The sequence below is a fragment of the Proteus sp. PR00224 genome (assembly GCF_016238105.1).
In the GTDB taxonomy this organism is placed as follows: Bacteria; Pseudomonadota; Gammaproteobacteria; order Enterobacterales; family Enterobacteriaceae; genus Proteus.
Genome location: NZ_JAEHQU010000014.1, coordinates 1 through 16,374, shown reverse-complemented (window position 1 = coordinate 16,374; position 16,374 = coordinate 1). Strand labels below are relative to the sequence as shown.

The following is a 16,374-nucleotide window of genomic DNA, read 5'->3' as shown; positions in this document are numbered from 1 at the left end:
ATTTAGATTAGATTGAAATGCCCTCCATTGTGAGGGCATTTTTTGTTTCTGTTCTACATAAGTAGGCGAAATGATGAGAATAATAGCTAAGATTTTGATTATTCTATGTTTTATTTTTACTGGATTTGCTTCAGCAGTGCCTTATGAAAGAGGTATTCCAACAGAAGCTCAATGGGATTTAAAAACGCCCATTACAACATTGATGCAACTTCGCCAACAAAAAACGTTATATGCGTTTGTGGGGGATAAATTGCAACCTGTTGCAGAACTTTTTCCTAACCAAGGTTTTTATGCATCAGTTACAGAGGGTGATTACCACAAAATACAATTTGGGAATGCTCAAGGTTATCTTGAAGCGGGCTATCTAGAAGATGGCTATTTTGAAGATATTGCCTCAATGAAACCAGATAAGAAAATACGTTTCTTATCAGATCGCACGAAGAAAGCAGATTATCCTATCTACGAATATTTAATTACGACAAAAAATACTCCTATCTATAGTGATAAAGATATTACTAGCCCACAAATAGCGACACTCTTACCCAATTTACGTTACCCCGTGTTATCTCGCACAATAAAAGAAGGTACTAATGGAAGTAAAATCAATTGGTTTGAAATATCTTTAGGTGATCGCTTAGGTTATATTTCATCAAGGGATGTAAAGCCTGACTTAGGGATACCAGTACTTACTTATCACCATATTCTTAAAACTACGGAAAACCATAATTTTCGTCATACATCAACAACAACATCATTAACTGCATTTACAGAGCAGATGAATTATTTAAAAGAAGCTGGATATGAAACGCTTTCGCTCAATCAAGTTGCTGGCTATTTAAATAAGAGTGTTAATTTGCCAGGCAAAGCTGTTGCATTAACATTTGATGATGGTTTGCAATCCGTTTATCGTTATGCTTATCCTCTTTTAAAAGAAAATGGTCAACGAGCAACACTATTTGTTATCTCATCACGAATAAAATCCAAAACACCTAAGTGGGCACCTAATTCATTACAATTTATGAGTTGGCAATCACTCAAATCGAGTCGTGATGTTTTTGATATTCAATCACATTCCCATTTTTTACATCGTTTAGATAATAATAAAAAACCTATTATTTTTAGCCGTCAGTCCCACACAATTATATTAGACTTACAACGCTCACAACGTGTATTGCGATTATTAAATCCACATCAATATGCCTTTGCATATCCTTTCGGTGGATATAATCAAAGGGCAATTACTGCAGTCAAAGCGTCTGGTATGACATTGGCGGTGACAACTCAACAGGGAAAAGTTCGTTTAGGTGATCCTCCTTTTGCACTAAAACGGCTCTATGCTTTGAGTACAGATCCTATTGAGAAATTTGCGAGGATGGTGGGTAATGATGAATATGAAGTCATTAATAAAAATATCATTGTTGATAAATAATTAAAAATAAAATTTATAATCTTAAAAAATACCTTTGATATTTATTGAAGGTATTTTTTATTCCTCTATTACCAATTCAGTTAAGATCAATAAATAACTTATATTTTTCAGATAATTATGATGATTTTTTAGTGATAAAAATTTATTTTTTTCTGTAAGCTGGCAATCCAAATTCAGTATGGAGCTAGTTATGAAAAAGCCTATATCTATATCTTCTTATGATTCTGCATTTAAACGCTTTATGATGAATGTCAGTAATGCGAAAGATTTCTTCTTTGTTCATTTACCAGAGGAATTAAAAAGTCATTGTGATTTTTCGACGTTACAATTACAAAACTCTTCTTTCATCGATATTAAATTACGTTCTCGTATGTCTGATATTTTGTATTTAGTCAAAACCAAAGAGGGTGATATTCCTATTTATTTACTGATAGAGCATCAATCTAGGCCAGATAAAATGATAGCTTGGCGCATGATGAATTATGCATTTTCCACTATGAATCAACATTTACAGCAAGGTTATAAATCGTTGCCTCTCGTTGTTCCTATTTTGTTTTATCATGGCAAGAAAAAACCTTATCCTTTTCCTGTTAATTGGATGTCATGCTTTCCACTTACTTCACTTGCTAATAAGCTTTATTCTAATAATTTCTCTTTAATTGATTTGACTTCAATTGATGATGATATTTTGCTGACACATAAAAAAGCGGCGGTAATGGAAATTGCAATGAAGTATGTTAATAGTTGTCATGATCTTAATAAGATTGCAATGCTTCTATCAAAAGCAATAAATCAGAAAAACTGCAGAGATGAGGACACGATTATTGTCGTAGAATATTTATTCTCAATTCTGGATGCATCAGACTTTGAATTTGTTATCAATAAAATAGTTGAACAGGTAGATAGCCACAGAGAGGTGATTATGAATATAGCGTGGAGATTAGAAAATAAAGGGTTTGAATTAGGTAAAACGGAAGGTATTGAGATTGGTAAAAAAATAGTACAAATAGAATTAGCTCAAAATTTATTAAAAGAGAATTTTGATCTTTCATTGATCGAAAAAATATCAGGTTTGAGTATGCAAGAACTTGAAGAATTAGCAGTATAAGAATTAAGTTAATTATTTTATATAATATTAAATTAAAAATATCCTAAGACATTATTTATAATCTTTTATTTTTCTTTAATTATTTTAAGTTTATTACATATTATTTTTATTGAGTTATTTAATAAAAACCGCCTTTATTATTTTTAATTAAATTAATTAAAAGCGGTTTTATATTATTCAAATTTTAATTAACGACCCAAGTAATTATCCCAATCTTTCCATACAGGTTGTAATCCTCGCTCTTTTAATACGTTAATAACATCATTTACATGGCGATTATCATTAGGTGAAAACTGTTCTAGCTCTTCATGACTATCAGAATATCCACCGGGTTGGGTTTTAGATCCTGCGCTAATATTATTAATTGCTAACGGCACTGTGTTATCGCGAAAATAAGGAGATTCTCGTGTTGAAAGTGAAAGCTCAACGTCTGGTGCCAAAATGCGAAAAGCACAGATCAATTGAACTAATTCAGCTTCACTCATTACCGATGCAGGGCTAAGCCCACCAGCGCAAGGACGTAAACGAGGAAAAGAGATAGAGTAACGGCTTTTCCAATAGCGTTTTTGTAAGAACAAGAGATGTTCTGCCACCATATAACAATCGCTACGCCACTGGCTTGAAAGGCCAATCAACGCACCTAAACCAATTTTATCAATTCCTGCTTGCCCTAATCTATCAGGTGTTTGTAGTCGCCAATGGAAATCTTGTTTTTTACCTTTTAGATGATGAAGCTGATAAGTTGGTTCATGATAGGTTTCTTGATAAACCATCACGCCATCAATACCTAGTGTTTTTAATTCTGCATACTCTTCTGTTGCAAGAGGTTGTACTTCCATCATTAATGAACTGAAATTTTCTCGAATAAGAGGGATATATTGGCGAAAATAATCCATACCCACTTTTCTTTGGTGCTCTCCAGTCACTAATAACAAGCTATCAAAACCTAATTGCCTGATGCTATTGCATTCAGCGATGATTTCATTTTCATTTAATGTTTTACGTTTAATGGCATTACTCATTGAAAAACCACAATAAGTACAGTCATTCGCACATAAATTAGAAAGATAAAGCGGCACATACAATCCCACTACATTACCAAAACGTTGTCGAGTGAGTTGCTGAGCACGTTGTGCCATAGGCTCTAAATAATGGCGACCCGCAGGCGAAATTAGCGCCATAAAATCATCAAGTGTAAGGGAATGGCGATTTAATGCGGCTTCAACATCCGCATTGGTTTTACTATTGAGTTTTAATGTAATGTCATCCCAGTCGAGTTGTTGCCAATAATCAGAAAAAGTGTCCATTAGAATGCCCCTAAGTATTGGGTTAATGGACTAGAGGCTTGCGCTTGCATATTCACAGCTGAAGCAGGTGTCGCAAGTCCTGATTGTCGAGCAAGTTCACCAGCATCAAGCGCTGCTTTAAATGCTTGCGCCATTAGAATAGGATTTTTGGCAACAGCAATTGCGGTATTAACTAATACTGCATCAGCACCTAACTCTAAAGCTTCGAGGGCATGACTTGGTGCACCAATACCAGCATCAACAACAACAGGAATTGAGGCTTGTTCAATGATAATTCGTAGGAAATCACGAGTCTGTAAGCCTTGATTTGAGCCAATAGGAGAGCCTAATGGCATTACAGCTGCACAGCCAACTTCTTCTAAACGACGACATAAAACAGGATCAGCACTGCAATAAGGTAAAACAACAAAACCTTCTTTAACGAGGATTTCAGCGGCTTTAAGTGTTTCAATAGGATCAGGTAATAAATATTTAGTGTCAGGATGAATTTCTAATTTTACCCAATGGGTGCCAAAGGCTTCTTTGGCTAAACGAGCCGCAAAAACAGCTTCTTGTGCTGTTTTTGCACCAGATGTATTAGGTAATAATTTTACCCCTAATGATTTAAGTGGTGCGATTAAGTCATCATTACCATTCTTTAAATCCACACGCTTCATTGCCATGGTTACTAATTGGCTACCCGAAGCCTTAATGGCTTCTGTCATTAGCGTTGGTGTTGCAAATTTTCCTGTGCCTGTAAAAAGTCTAGATGTGAATGTTGTATCAGCAATTTTTAACATATCAGCCCCCTGCAATTGCTTGGAAGAGAAGAATAGTATCGCCATCATTAATAAAATGTGTTTCCCAATTTTCACGGGGAACAATGGTTTCATTGACAGCAAGCGCCACACCGATGTGTGGCTGTTCTAACTGAATAAGGAGCTGACAGATAGTGACAGGCATATCCAGAGAATATTGTTCGTCATTTACGGTAATGTTCATGCTACCCCTCGACAAACAGGACATGTTTTTGATGGTGTTAAATGCAAAGTACTCCAATTTTGTTTTCTACCATCAAAAAGGCGAAGTTTCCCACTTAGAGAACAAGGTAAGCCTGAGAGTAATTTGATTGCTTCAAGGGCTTGAAGTGTGCCAATAACCCCAACAACAGGCCCTAATATACCTGCTGTTTTGCAGTTTCTTTGTGGCTCAGTTTCATCAGGATAAAGACAGTGATAGCAACCGTGAATAAAAGGAGGTTCAAATACCATAAGCTGACCACTAAAGCCCACGGCACTGCCACTAATAAGCGGCGTTTGCTGTGCGACACAAGCACGGTTAATCGCTTGACGAGTGAGCATGTTATCGGTGCAATCTAAAACTAAATCGACCTCTTTAACTAATTTAGATAATGAATCATCATTAATACGTTGTTTATAAGAGGTAATTTTTATATCTGGATTTAGTGCAAGTAGAGACTGCTTTGCGATCTCTGATTTGGCATCGGGAATATCTTGAGTGCGATAAAGAATTTGACGCTGTAGATTAGAAACATGTAACTCATCATCATCCACTAAAATAAGCTCACCAATACCTGCACCAGCAAGATAAAGTGATGCGGGAGAGCCTAATCCACCAAGCCCAATAATCAATACCTTTGCTTGTTGAAGCTTGTTTTGACCTTCTAAGCCAATATCTTCTAACATCACTTGTCGGCTATAACGCATAAAATCATTATCATTTAGCATGATGGTTTTCCTTCCACTAATTCTAATAATTTACGAGTCACTTGTTGCCAATCTGGTGCTTTTGTTATTGCACTGACTAAGGCAACGCTCCCCACCCCAGTTGCAACAACATCAGGTACTCTTTCTAGTGAGATCCCACCAATAGCAACAGTTGGAAAATCAGGTGTCTGTTCTACTTGATGTTTGAGTGCCTTCAATCCTTGAGGTTTAGATGGCATATCTTTGGTCGTTGTTGGAAATATATGCCCTAATGCGATGTAAGATGGACGTAATGTTTTCGCTCTTTGTAATTCAACTTCGTCATGAGTGGAAATACCAAGGCGTAATCCTGATTGTTTAATGGCATTAAGATCAGCAATATCGAGATCTTCTTGGCCAAGATGAACACCATAAGCGTGATGTTTAATGGCGAGTTGCCAGTAATCGTTGATAAACAGTCTTGCGTGATACTGTTTGCCCAGTTTTATCGCTTCGATGATCTTTTGTTCAACGTCGTCTGGCTGTTTATCTTTTATGCGTAATTGCAGGGTGGTAACGCCTATTTTTAATAGGCGTTCGATCCATTCAACAGAATCAACAACAGGATAAAGCCCAAGCTTTTTTTCTGTTAATGCAAAAGGTGTATTAGAGGATCTGTTCATTTTCAGTCACCTCAACACTGGCGATTTCTGCACTGTGGTATAACTCACTTCCATGCTCTTTAAAGGCTTGAGACATTTGCTCTATACCTGCCGCATAATCGCGTACTTCTTGTGTTATCTTCATTGAGCAGAATTTAGGACCACACATCGAACAGAAATGAGCGACTTTTCCTGAAGCCTGAGGTAGCGTTTCATCGTGATATTGACGTGCAGTTTCAGGATCAAGAGCCAAGTTAAATTGGTCTTCCCATCTAAATTCAAAGCGCGCTTTCGACATTGCATTATCACGAATTTGAGCGCCGGGGTGTCCTTTTGCTAAATCGGCTGCATGAGCGGCGATTTTATAAGTGATAAGACCTTGTTTCACATCTTCTTTATTAGGTAAACCAAGGTGTTCTTTTGGCGTAACATAACAGAGCATTGCGCAACCAAACCAGCCAATCATTGCTGCACCAATACCTGATGTGAAGTGATCGTAACCCGGCGCAATATCTGTAGTGAGAGGGCCTAATGTATAAAATGGTGCTTCATGACAATGTTCCAATTCCTCTGTCATATTGCGGCGGATCATCTGCATTGGAACGTGGCCAGGGCCTTCTATCATGACTTGAACGTCATACTCCCATGCAATTTTTGTCAGTTCACCTAGAGTATGTAATTCAGAAAATTGTGCTTCATCATTGGCATCTTGAATCGAACCCGGTCTTAATCCATCTCCCAGTGAGAGGGAAACGTCATAAGCGGTACAAATTTCACAGATTTCACGGAAATGTTCGTAGAGGAAATTCTCTTTATGATGTGATAAACACCATTTTGCCATTATCGAACCGCCACGAGACACTATGCCCGTTAGGCGTTTTGCTGTCATTGGCACATAACGTAACAATACACCTGCATGAATAGTAAAATAATCAACCCCTTGCTCTGCTTGTTCAAGCAAGGTATCTCGGAACATTTCCCAAGTGAGATCTTCAGCAATACCGTTAACTTTCTCGAGTGCTTGATAAATTGGAACTGTACCAATAGGAACAGGGCTATTACGAATGATCCACTCACGTGTTTCATGAATATAACGGCCTGTTGAGAGATCCATTACGGTATCCGCACCCCAGCGTGTAGACCAAATTAGCTTTTCAACTTCTTCTTCAATTGAGGAGGTGACCGAAGAGTTCCCGATATTGGCATTCACTTTCACTAAGAAATTACGACCAATAATCATTGGCTCTGATTCTGGGTGATTGATATTGGCAGGAATGATTGCTCGGCCAGCTGCAACTTCTTGGCGTACAAACTCAGGGGTAATATTGTCAGGGAGATGAGCACCAAAGCTAAACCCTGCGTGCTGTTGGCGTAAAACTTCGCTACGAATTCTCTCTCGCCCCATATTTTCACGAATAGCAATAAACTCCATTTCAGGCGTAATAATGCCTTGGCGAGCATAATGCAATTGGGTCACACTTTTGCCATTTAGCGCTTTTTTAGGGCTTGGTTTTAAGGGAAAACGCAGATGCTCTAATCCGGCATCAGAAAGGCGCTGCTGGGTGAAATCCGAACTTAAAAGTGAAAGCGTTTCAGTATCATTGCGCTCATCAATCCAAGGTTGGCGTATTTTTTTTAAGCCAAGGTTAACGTCAAGTTGAGAATCAGGATCACCATAAGGGCCTGATGTGTCATACACTGGTACAGGTTCATTATCTTCAAAAACAGGGGAATCTTTTGATCCTCCTACTAGCGTTTTATCAAGCTGGATCTCACGCATGGGTACTTGAATATCAGTACGTGAGCCTTCGAGATAAATGCGTTTTGAATTGGGGAAGCTTACGCCTTGAATGGTACTGATAAACTCTTGAGCAGCATCACGTTGCTCTTTTCGTGGACGCTGTTTGTTGATCGTTGGTGAAATATCTTTAACGGATATAGTTTGATTTTGGGACATAGCATTTCCTAATAAATATCATGCAGGCTATTAGCCTGTCGGGTGAATATTGAGAAAAATGCTTGTCTGGAGGTCGCAGGGAGTATCGACAGATAGGTGTATATAGATGTGTGAAAAATATACGCAATGAAGCTATCAAAAGGTCGAATCACTCTTGTTCCCTTCGCGGGTATTAACCCGATCAGGTTCCGCGGATCCCGAATTAACGGTCTCAGCCTGTGTTTATAATAGCCTTATAAACACTAGGCACTCCGACAAGAAGAAGTCCAGTATATGAAAGATTTTAAAAACTACAAGCCCGATATGGGTTATTTATTTAAATCCCAATATTGTTGTTCCCAACCTTTCATTTGTGAAATTTGAATAATGATTACACTCAATAACATTAATATAATTTATGTTTTTAGTGAGTGGATGTTAATGAATCATAGAAGACAGAGATAATACATTGAGTGGTTCTTACTAAAGAGAGTATCCTCTATTCTATATCATTATTTTGGATAGAATGGTCGTTATGCATTTATATACATTAACAGGCTCAGAAAAGGGCTGGTGGACAGTCAGTCTTGGTGGACGAGTGTGGTTACCTAAAGGTGAACTTCCGTTTGGCTTAGCTAAAGATTGGGATCTCATTGGTCAGCACGCCAAAATTGTGGGTGAATGGCAAGGTGAAACAGTTTGGCTTATTCATGGAAAAATGGATAACGACATGTGCTCACCAAGACTTATCGCCTCACAAGATGAAAACTTATTTAAATTAGTCGGTCGTGGTGTTCAACTGGCTGAGTTTTATCGTTCTCACCGTTTTTGTGGTTATTGTGGTTCTAAAATGCGTCATAGTGAGAGTGAATGGGCGTGTTTATGCGATAACTGCCATGAACGTTATTACCCGCAAATTGCCCCTTGCATTATTGTGGGTATTCGCCATGAAGATAAGATCTTATTAGCACATCATGTTAGGCATAAACATTCACCTCTTTACACTGTACTCGCTGGTTTTGTTGAGGTTGGTGAAACATTAGAAGAAGCAGTGGCTCGTGAAGTGTTTGAAGAGAGCAATATTCGTATCCGCAATATTCGCTATGTATCATCTCAGCCTTGGCCGTTTCCTCACTCTTTAATGATGGGATTTTTGGCCGATTATGATGGTGGCGAACTACAACATGATCCTTCTGAATTAATGAGTGCGGGTTGGTATCGTTACGATCAATTACCCCAGATCCCACCACCAGATACTATTGCTCGACGCTTGATAGAAGATACGATAGCGAATATCAGACAAGATAAAGAAAAGAGCTAAATAAAGGCGCTGTCTGCCAACAGTTATTTTTCCAGCATGTTACAATGCATGCTATTTTGCGGCCCTATTACTGTTAATGGAGTTAGTCATGAGTGAGTTGAAAAACGACCGCTATTTACGTGCGCTGTTGCGCCAACCTGTTGATGTCACCCCAGTTTGGATGATGCGTCAGGCAGGCAGATATCTTCCTGAATACAAGGAAACACGGGCACAGGCGGGAGATTTCATCTCATTGTGCAAAAATACAGAATTAGCATGTGAAGTGACATTACAGCCTTTAAGACGCTTCCCTTTAGATGCCGCTATTTTATTTTCTGATATTTTAACTATTCCAGATGCAATGGGGCTAGGTCTTTACTTTGAAACAGGTGAAGGCCCTCGTTTTAAATCACCTATCAACAGCCTTGCTGATATTCAAAAACTGCCTATTCCTGATCCTGAAGATGAACTGGGATATGTGATGAATGCAGTACGTGCCATTCGTCATGCATTGCAAGGTAGTGTGCCATTAATTGGTTTTTCAGGAAGCCCTTGGACACTGGCAACCTATATGGTTGAGGGTGGAAGTAGTAAGGCCTTCACAAAAATTAAAAAAATGATGTATTCAGAGCCTCAAGCTCTACATCTATTACTGGATAAACTGGCAGATAGCGTTATTCTGTATCTGAATGCTCAAATTAAAGCGGGCGCACAATCTATCATGATCTTTGATACATGGGGTGGTGTGCTAACAGGGCGTGATTACCAACTCTTCTCATTACACTATATGCATAAGATTGTTGATGGTCTTATCCGTGAATATGATGGAAGAAAAGTACCAGTCACTTTATTTACCAAAGGTGGTGGCCGCTGGCTAGAAGCTATGGCTGCGACAGGTTGCGATGCATTAGGACTTGATTGGACGATTGATATTGAAGATGCACGCCGTCGAGTTGGGGATAAAGTTGCGCTACAAGGTAATATGGATCCTTCTATGCTGTATGCACCACCTGCCAGAATAGAACAAGAAGTCGAAACTATTCTTGCTGGGTTTGGTAAAGGCAACGGTCATGTCTTTAATCTTGGGCACGGTATTCATCAAGATGTTCCACCTGAACATGCTGGTGCATTTATTGATGCGGTTCACCGTTTATCGAAGCCTTATCATCAGGATAATGATTAATACCCAACAATTACGTCAGGAGCAGACAGAAAAAGCTCAACAGATTATTCTAACAGACCAATTCACAGCACCAACTTATATAGCTGGTGCTGATGTTGGTTTTGAAGACGGTGGCACGGTCACTCGCGCTGCCATCGTGATAATGCATTACCCTTCTTTCGAAATTCTTGAATACCAAATCGCGCGAATTCCTACGACTCTTCCTTATATCCCCGGGTTGCTTTCATTTAGAGAGTGTCCAGCGTTACTCGCTGCTTGGCAATTAATCAAACAGAAGCCTTCTCTTATTTTTGTCGATGGACAAGGTATTGCTCATCCTAGAAGGCTTGGTGTTGCAAGTCATTTTGGTTTATTAGTGGATACACCGACTATTGGTGTGGCAAAAAGTCGTTTATGTGGCATTGATAAAGTAGTTAATGAAGAGGTGGGAAGCCATGAGCCGTTAATGGATAAGAATGAGCAAATAGGGTGGATTTATCGCAGTAAGAAAAAATGTAAACCCCTGTATGTTTCTCCGGGTCATAAAGTGAGTATGGAAGGTGCTTTGCAGTGGGTTGAGCGGTGTATGAAAGGATATCGATTGCCAGAACCAACGCGTTGGGCTGATGGTATTGCTTCAAATAGGCGATTATTTGAGCAGTTGAATAAGAATAAGCTCTAAATGACCGGGAAATATGTGGATATTTTTAATTTTCAGGTAAACTGCGCCTAAGTTAAGAAAATGAGTAATCACGAATGTTGAAGAACCCAATCCATTTACGTTTAGAAAAGCTAGAAGCTTGGCAACACCTGACGTTTATGGCATGCCTGTGTGAGAGAATGTACCCAAATTATCAGGTATTTTGTCGTGAAACAGGTTTTACCGATCCAATGCTTTATCGCCGTATTCTCGATCTGGTTTGGGAAACTTTAACGGTGAAAGATGCAAAGGTTAATTTTGATTCTCAATTAGAGAAATTAGAAGAAGCTATTCCTGATGCATCTCAGTTCGAGATTTATGGTGTCTATCCTGCGATTGATGCCTGTGTTGCACTTAGTGAAATTGTTCACTCTCGTTTAAGCGGTGAATCATTAAGTCACGCTATTGAAGTGAGTAAATTATCAGTAGGGACAGTTGCTTCACTTGAAATGACACAAGCAGAAAGAGAAATGAGTGAAGAAGAGCTTAGATCTCTACCTGCTGTTATTGAAGAATTCGATATCCAATGGGAAATTTACCGTCTACTTGTAGAATGTGAAGAAAGAGATGTCGAACTGATCAAAGGTCTACGTGCAGACCTTCGTGAAGCTGGAATGAGCAATATCGGTATAGAATTAACGCACTAAATCAGAAAAACGTGATTTAGTGCTTGAAAAGCGACGTTTAAAGACTTCACATCACCCCCGTGTATGTTCTACATTGGGTACGAAAAGAAGTGGCTCAGGTGTTTTACTTAATTTATCCTCTTAAAAAGATAAGTTAAGTTTTTTCACCAGATGTTTTTCAAACGATAAAACATACTTTAAGGACTATTTTATGAACAAAGCTGAATTAACCGAATCAGTTGCTGAAAAAGCGGATCTGACAAAAACTCAAGCAAAAGCTGCTATTGAAGCGTTTATCGATTCAGTAACAGGTGCTCTGAAAGAAGGCGATTCTGTACAGTTAGTTGGTTTCGGTACATTCAAGGTGAATCACCGTGCAGAGCGTACTGGTCGTAACCCTCAAACTGGTAAAGAAATTAAAATTGCAGCAGCTAACGTTCCTGCATTTACTGCCGGTAAAGCACTGAAAGACGCAGTAAAATAATTCCTTTGAACGGAATGAACAATAGAGGGGGATTTACTCCCCTTTTGTTGAAACGACAGGGGCTGTTAGCAATAGGATCTGCTTTTTTGCTCAGCGCCTGCTCCTCTACTGTGCAGCTACCTGAATTTTCTGCAACAGGTTATATTGCGGACGAAGGCATTGTGCGATTATGGCGTTTAAATAATACAGCGTCAGAACCTCAAGTGATCATGAGTGTTTATAGCTTTTATAAAAAGCCAGAAACTGTCATCACATTCTATGAGTATCGCCAAAATAAGCTTTGGCAAGTCCGCTCTGAAGTTATCAATCCTACCGAGCCCTCATCTTGGCACCTTCGTTTAAATAAACGTGGTGAAGTTATTTTCATGCAACAAGAAAGCCAGAAGCAAAAACGAGCATTAACAGAAGATGAACGTTTAAGAATGGTGTTTGCTGCAAGTAAAGAGCGTGAAATCAGCGAAGCGCTTACTATTGGGAAAGTAAATTTAGTACAGGGTGTCTGGTATCAAAATACAATGACAACATGTGCTGGCGAGAAGGTGAGTGTTTCATTTGAAGATCCAGAACAACGCTGGTTAAAAACAAGAACACGTAATTCAAGTAAGCCTTCTTATGTTGCTTGGCTTGATTCACCAGAAGGTAAGCAATTACTGATGGTTGCAGAACACGATTTTTGTAAATGGGAACCAACAAAAGAGAGCTTGTGATCACTCCCTTTTGCTGTTGTTAATTTATTTTTTTAAGCGTGCAATCGCTCGATAACCGATATCATGGCGATAAAAACTACCATCCCAATGAATACCTTTCGCTAAAGCATAAGCATTTTTTTGAGCTTGCTCGATATCATCACCTAATGCAGTCACACATAATACTCGCCCGCCAGCAGTGATAACTTCGCCTTTGTCATTGAGTGTTGTTCCAGCTTGAAATACCTTTGCCGTTGTTGACGATGTTGGTGTTAAGCCTTCGATAACATCACCTTGACGATAATCCGCAGGGTAACCGCCTGCTGCAATCACAATCCCTAAAGCTGGGCGAGGATCCCAATGGGAATCTTTATCTTTTAAATTACCTTTTGCTCCGGCTAAACAGAGTTCAACTAAGTCAGATTGCATACGCATCATAATAGGTTGAGTTTCTGGATCACCAAAACGACAGTTAAACTCAATAACTTTAGCAACACCTTGTTTATCAATCATCAGTCCAGCATAAAGGAAACCTTGGTAACGATGACCTTCAGATGCCATTCCCTTTACTGTTGGATAAATGATTTTTTCCATTACTTGCTGGTGGATTTCTGGTGTAACAACAGGTGCAGGTGAATATGCACCCATTCCTCCTGTATTCGGGCCAGTATCTCCATCGCCAACACGTTTATGATCTTGGCTTGTTGCCATTGGAATAACATGTTCACCGTCAACCATGACAATAAAACTAGCTTCTTCGCCATCAAGAAATTCTTCGATAACAATGCGGTGCCCTGCATCACCAAAAACATTGCCAGCCAGCATATCTTTAATGGCAGCTTCAGCCTCAGCTTGTGTCATTGCAACAATAACGCCTTTACCTGCTGCTAAACCATCTGCTTTGATAACAATCGGCGCGCCCACTTTATTGAGGTACTCAAGTGCAGGCGCTATCTCTGTAAAATTTTGATAATCCGCAGTTGGAATTTTATGTCGAGCTAAAAAGTCTTTTGTAAAAGCTTTAGAACCCTCTAATTGAGCGGCTCCTTTTGTTGGACCAAAGATGGTCAGTCCCGCTGCTTTAAAGGCATCAACAACACCAATAACAAGTGGGGCTTCAGGGCCAACAATCGTTAAATCAATATTATTCTCTAGAGCAAAGGCAATTAATGCAGGAATATCCGTTGCACTGATTGCAACGTTTTGTACGCCTTGCTCTAACGCTGTTCCGGCATTACCCGGCGCAACAAAGACTTGTGTAGTAAGCGGTGATTGAACGGCTTTCCAAGCTAAAGCATGCTCACGACCACCATTACCAATAATCAAAATCTTCATATCAATACCTTATTAATGACGGAAGTGGCGCATATTGGTGAAAATCATCGCGATGTTATGTTCATTTGCAGCTGCAATCACTTCATCATCACGAATTGAACCACCAGGTTGAATAACACAAGTCACACCGGCAAGTGCTGCCGCATCAATACCATCTCTAAATGGGAAGAATGCATCTGATGCCATTGCACAACCTGCAACTTCTAAGCCTTCATCAGCGGCTTTAATCCCCGCGATTTTTGCAGAATACACACGGCTCATTTGCCCTGCACCAATACCGACAGTCATATCGTTTTTTGCGTAAACAATGGCATTTGATTTTACAAATTTTGCGACTTTCCAGCAGAAGAGTGCATCTTTAAGTTCACGTTCACTTGGTTGACGTTGAGTAACTACTCTTAAGTTTTCTTCTTTTACCATACCCAAGTCACGATCTTGAACTAATAATCCACCATTAACACGTTTGAAATCTAACGCTGGTTTAGCTTCTTGCCATTGACCACAAGCTAATACACGAACATTTGGTTTTGTTTCTAAAATCGGTAGCGCATCTTCATTAATAGAAGGAGCAATGATCACTTCAACAAACTGGCGTTCGATGATTGCACTTGCTGTTTTTGCATCTAATGGGCGATTGAATGCGATAATACCGCCAAATGCAGAAGTTGGATCGGTTTTAAATGCATTGTCATATGCTTGTGTGAGAGTGTTCGCAATTGCAACTCCACAAGGGTTTGCATGTTTCACAATAACACATGCAGGCTCGGAGAATGATTTCACACATTCTAACGCGGCATCAGTATCAGCGATGTTGTTATAAGAAAGTGCTTTGCCTTGTAATTGGTTTGCAGTGGCAATAGATGCTTCCTCTATATTCTCTTCTATATAGAAAGCTGCTTGCTGATGAGCATTTTCACCATAACGCATATCTTGTTTCTTTATATAGTTCAGATTTAAGGTACGGGGGAAAGTACCTGATGGTTGTGAAGTATCACCATAATAAGGTGCAACCTTCTGACCAAAGTAGTTAGCAATCATTCCGTCGTAAGCAGCTGTATGTTCAAAGGCTTTAATCGCCAAATCAAAGCGTGTGTCTAAAGTAAGACTATTTTCGTGATTATCCATTTCTTCAATCACTCTTTCATAGTCATTACTATTTACTACAATCGTAACGTCTTTATGATTTTTTGCTGCGGAGCGAACCATTGTTGGTCCACCAATATCGATATTCTCCACTGCATCTGCTAATGAGCAATCTGGGCGAGCTACCGTCTTAGCGAAAGGATAAAGATTTACGACGACCATATCGATAGGTCGAATTTCATGTTCTTCCATAATCGCATCGTCTTGTCCACGACGACCTAAAATTCCACCATGTACTTTAGGGTGCAGCGTTTTCACTCTGCCATCCATCATTTCTGGGAAACCTGTGTAATCGGAGACTTCAATAACCGGTAAGCCAGCTTCTGCTAATAGACGTGCGGTTCCACCTGTCGATAAGAGTTCTACTTCTCTTTCAACAAGTGCTTTAGCAAATTCTAAAATACCTGCTTTATCAGACACACTTAAAAGTGCACGGCGGATAGGACGAAGATGTTGCATGAGTTTTATCCCTTGGGGTTGGTATAACGGTAGTAATGGTGAAGTTAAATCACATTAATACAGTGAAATTGTGTTTGCTTAACTAACATTTCAGAAGATGGACACAAAATCAATCTTACTTAATCGGTCATTATAATAACGCAAACGTTTGCGTTTGACATGCTAATTTTATGTAAAAAGACAGTCTGTGGATAAAATTGTTGATAAGTGCGTATAAGTGGGGGTTTTGCTGTGGAATTAAGCAAACGATTTTTTTTCTAAAAAAAACTATTGCCAGCCTCAGAAAACTCCCTATAATGCGTCCTCGTTGTCACGGCAAACCACGTTAAGTGAGTTAGCCGAGAGAATGAAG

At 39.2% G+C, this 16,374-nt stretch carries 16 protein-coding genes and 1 riboswitch; of the genes, 8 read left to right on the top strand and 8 right to left on the bottom strand.

Features of this window, described 5'->3' with window-relative positions:
- The first annotated feature begins 73 nt into the window (after positions 1–73).
- Together JEP71_RS16750 and JEP71_RS16745 are read left to right on the top strand one after the other, a co-directional pair.
- Positions 74–1,429, top strand: coding sequence for a polysaccharide deacetylase family protein (locus tag JEP71_RS16750; protein ID WP_198626631.1), 1,356 nt, complete (start codon positions 74–76; stop codon positions 1,427–1,429).
- A 190-nt stretch (positions 1,430–1,619) separates the two neighbouring features.
- Positions 1,620–2,537, top strand: coding sequence for an Rpn family recombination-promoting nuclease/putative transposase (locus JEP71_RS16745; protein WP_198626630.1), 918 nt, complete (start codon positions 1,620–1,622; stop codon positions 2,535–2,537).
- A 188-nt stretch (positions 2,538–2,725) separates the two neighbouring features.
- Here JEP71_RS16745 and thiH read toward each other — a convergent pair whose 3' ends face one another.
- From thiH to thiC, 6 genes are read right to left on the bottom strand one after another with little or no spacing between them, the layout of a single operon-like run.
- Positions 2,726–3,844 (bottom strand): 2-iminoacetate synthase ThiH, encoded by a 1,119-nt coding sequence (gene thiH, locus JEP71_RS16740; RefSeq protein WP_198621052.1) that lies wholly within the window; start codon positions 3,842–3,844, stop codon positions 2,726–2,728.
- Complete coding sequence (locus JEP71_RS16735) at positions 3,844–4,623, bottom strand: thiazole synthase (RefSeq protein WP_198626629.1); 780 nt, start codon at positions 4,621–4,623, stop codon at positions 3,844–3,846. The genes thiH and JEP71_RS16735 overlap by 1 nt, the downstream gene beginning before the upstream one ends.
- A 1-nt stretch (position 4,624) precedes the next feature.
- Positions 4,625–4,825 (bottom strand): sulfur carrier protein ThiS, encoded by a 201-nt coding sequence (gene thiS / locus JEP71_RS16730; protein WP_109374347.1) that lies wholly within the window; start codon positions 4,823–4,825, stop codon positions 4,625–4,627.
- Positions 4,822–5,571 carry a HesA/MoeB/ThiF family protein gene (locus JEP71_RS16725; RefSeq protein ID WP_198626628.1) on the bottom strand — a complete coding sequence of 250 codons (750 nt, stop codon included), beginning with the start codon at positions 5,569–5,571 and terminating at the stop codon, positions 4,822–4,824. Before JEP71_RS16725 ends, thiS begins: the two co-directional genes overlap by 4 nt.
- Positions 5,565–6,212: a thiamine phosphate synthase gene (gene thiE / locus JEP71_RS16720; RefSeq protein WP_198626627.1), complete on the bottom strand. Its 648-nt coding sequence runs from the start codon at positions 6,210–6,212 to the stop codon at positions 5,565–5,567. Before thiE ends, JEP71_RS16725 begins: the two co-directional genes overlap by 7 nt.
- Positions 6,196–8,148 carry a phosphomethylpyrimidine synthase ThiC gene (gene thiC / locus JEP71_RS16715; RefSeq protein ID WP_198626626.1) on the bottom strand — a complete coding sequence of 651 codons (1,953 nt, stop codon included), beginning with the start codon at positions 8,146–8,148 and terminating at the stop codon, positions 6,196–6,198. Before thiC ends, thiE begins: the two co-directional genes overlap by 17 nt.
- A gap of 141 nt (positions 8,149–8,289) precedes the next feature.
- Positions 8,290–8,412, bottom strand: a riboswitch (TPP riboswitch).
- A gap of 250 nt (positions 8,413–8,662) precedes the next feature.
- On the opposite strand from thiC, the gene nudC reads away from it, so the two are divergent.
- The 6 genes from nudC to JEP71_RS16685 all read left to right on the top strand — a co-directional run bounded on the left by nudC (position 8,663) and on the right by JEP71_RS16685 (position 13,106).
- Positions 8,663–9,448, top strand: coding sequence for an NAD(+) diphosphatase (nudC, locus tag JEP71_RS16710; protein ID WP_109374356.1), 786 nt, complete (start codon positions 8,663–8,665; stop codon positions 9,446–9,448).
- 88 nt (positions 9,449–9,536) lie between these two features.
- Positions 9,537–10,610 carry a uroporphyrinogen decarboxylase gene (gene hemE, locus JEP71_RS16705; protein WP_109374351.1) on the top strand — a complete coding sequence of 358 codons (1,074 nt, stop codon included), beginning with the start codon at positions 9,537–9,539 and terminating at the stop codon, positions 10,608–10,610.
- Positions 10,603–11,271, top strand: coding sequence for a deoxyribonuclease V (nfi, locus tag JEP71_RS16700; RefSeq protein ID WP_198626625.1), 669 nt, complete (start codon positions 10,603–10,605; stop codon positions 11,269–11,271). The genes hemE and nfi overlap by 8 nt, the downstream gene beginning before the upstream one ends.
- A gap of 74 nt (positions 11,272–11,345) precedes the next feature.
- A complete protein-coding gene (locus JEP71_RS16695; RefSeq protein ID WP_023583105.1) occupies positions 11,346–11,936 on the top strand; it encodes a YjaG family protein in 591 nt (196 codons plus the stop codon).
- Positions 11,937–12,126: 190 nt separating this feature from the next.
- A complete protein-coding gene (locus tag JEP71_RS16690; protein WP_004246922.1) occupies positions 12,127–12,399 on the top strand; it encodes an HU family DNA-binding protein in 273 nt (90 codons plus the stop codon).
- A 44-nt stretch (positions 12,400–12,443) separates the two neighbouring features.
- Positions 12,444–13,106 carry a DUF1481 domain-containing protein gene (locus JEP71_RS16685; RefSeq protein ID WP_232797662.1) on the top strand — a complete coding sequence of 221 codons (663 nt, stop codon included), beginning with the start codon at positions 12,444–12,446 and terminating at the stop codon, positions 13,104–13,106.
- Between the two features lie 24 nt (positions 13,107–13,130).
- Here JEP71_RS16685 and purD read toward each other — a convergent pair whose 3' ends face one another.
- Together purD and purH are read right to left on the bottom strand one after the other, a co-directional pair.
- A complete protein-coding gene (gene purD, locus JEP71_RS16680) occupies positions 13,131–14,420 on the bottom strand; it encodes a phosphoribosylamine--glycine ligase (RefSeq protein WP_198621059.1) in 1,290 nt (429 codons plus the stop codon).
- Between the two features lie 12 nt (positions 14,421–14,432).
- Entirely contained in the window at positions 14,433–16,022 is a 1,590-nt protein-coding gene (gene purH, locus JEP71_RS16675) for a bifunctional phosphoribosylaminoimidazolecarboxamide formyltransferase/IMP cyclohydrolase (protein ID WP_151436270.1), read from the bottom strand.
- Between the last annotated feature and the right edge of the window lie 352 nt (positions 16,023–16,374).

Bases quoted from the DNA above. Each gene is read 5' to 3' on its own strand.
- purD (WP_198621059.1), bottom strand. From the start codon at position 14,420: ATGAAGATTTTGATTATTGGTAATGGTGGTCGTGAGCATGCTTTAGCT.
- JEP71_RS16690 (WP_004246922.1), top strand. From the start codon at position 12,127: ATGAACAAAGCTGAATTAACCGAATCAGTTGCTGAAAAAGCGGATCTG.
- thiH (WP_198621052.1), bottom strand. From the start codon at position 3,844: ATGGACACTTTTTCTGATTATTGGCAACAACTCGACTGGGATGACATT.
- nudC (WP_109374356.1), top strand. From the start codon at position 8,663: ATGCATTTATATACATTAACAGGCTCAGAAAAGGGCTGGTGGACAGTC.
- thiC (WP_198626626.1), bottom strand. From the start codon at position 8,148: ATGTCCCAAAATCAAACTATATCCGTTAAAGATATTTCACCAACGATC.
- hemE (WP_109374351.1), top strand. From the start codon at position 9,537: ATGAGTGAGTTGAAAAACGACCGCTATTTACGTGCGCTGTTGCGCCAA.
- JEP71_RS16735 (WP_198626629.1), bottom strand. From the start codon at position 4,623: ATGTTAAAAATTGCTGATACAACATTCACATCTAGACTTTTTACAGGC.
- JEP71_RS16750 (WP_198626631.1), top strand. From the start codon at position 74: ATGAGAATAATAGCTAAGATTTTGATTATTCTATGTTTTATTTTTACT.
- purH (WP_151436270.1), bottom strand. From the start codon at position 16,022: ATGCAACATCTTCGTCCTATCCGCCGTGCACTTTTAAGTGTGTCTGAT.
- JEP71_RS16725 (WP_198626628.1), bottom strand. From the start codon at position 5,571: ATGCTAAATGATAATGATTTTATGCGTTATAGCCGACAAGTGATGTTA.
- nfi (WP_198626625.1), top strand. From the start codon at position 10,603: ATGATTAATACCCAACAATTACGTCAGGAGCAGACAGAAAAAGCTCAA.
- JEP71_RS16745 (WP_198626630.1), top strand. From the start codon at position 1,620: ATGAAAAAGCCTATATCTATATCTTCTTATGATTCTGCATTTAAACGC.
- JEP71_RS16695 (WP_023583105.1), top strand. From the start codon at position 11,346: ATGTTGAAGAACCCAATCCATTTACGTTTAGAAAAGCTAGAAGCTTGG.
- thiS (WP_109374347.1), bottom strand. From the start codon at position 4,825: ATGAACATTACCGTAAATGACGAACAATATTCTCTGGATATGCCTGTC.
- thiE (WP_198626627.1), bottom strand. From the start codon at position 6,212: ATGAACAGATCCTCTAATACACCTTTTGCATTAACAGAAAAAAAGCTT.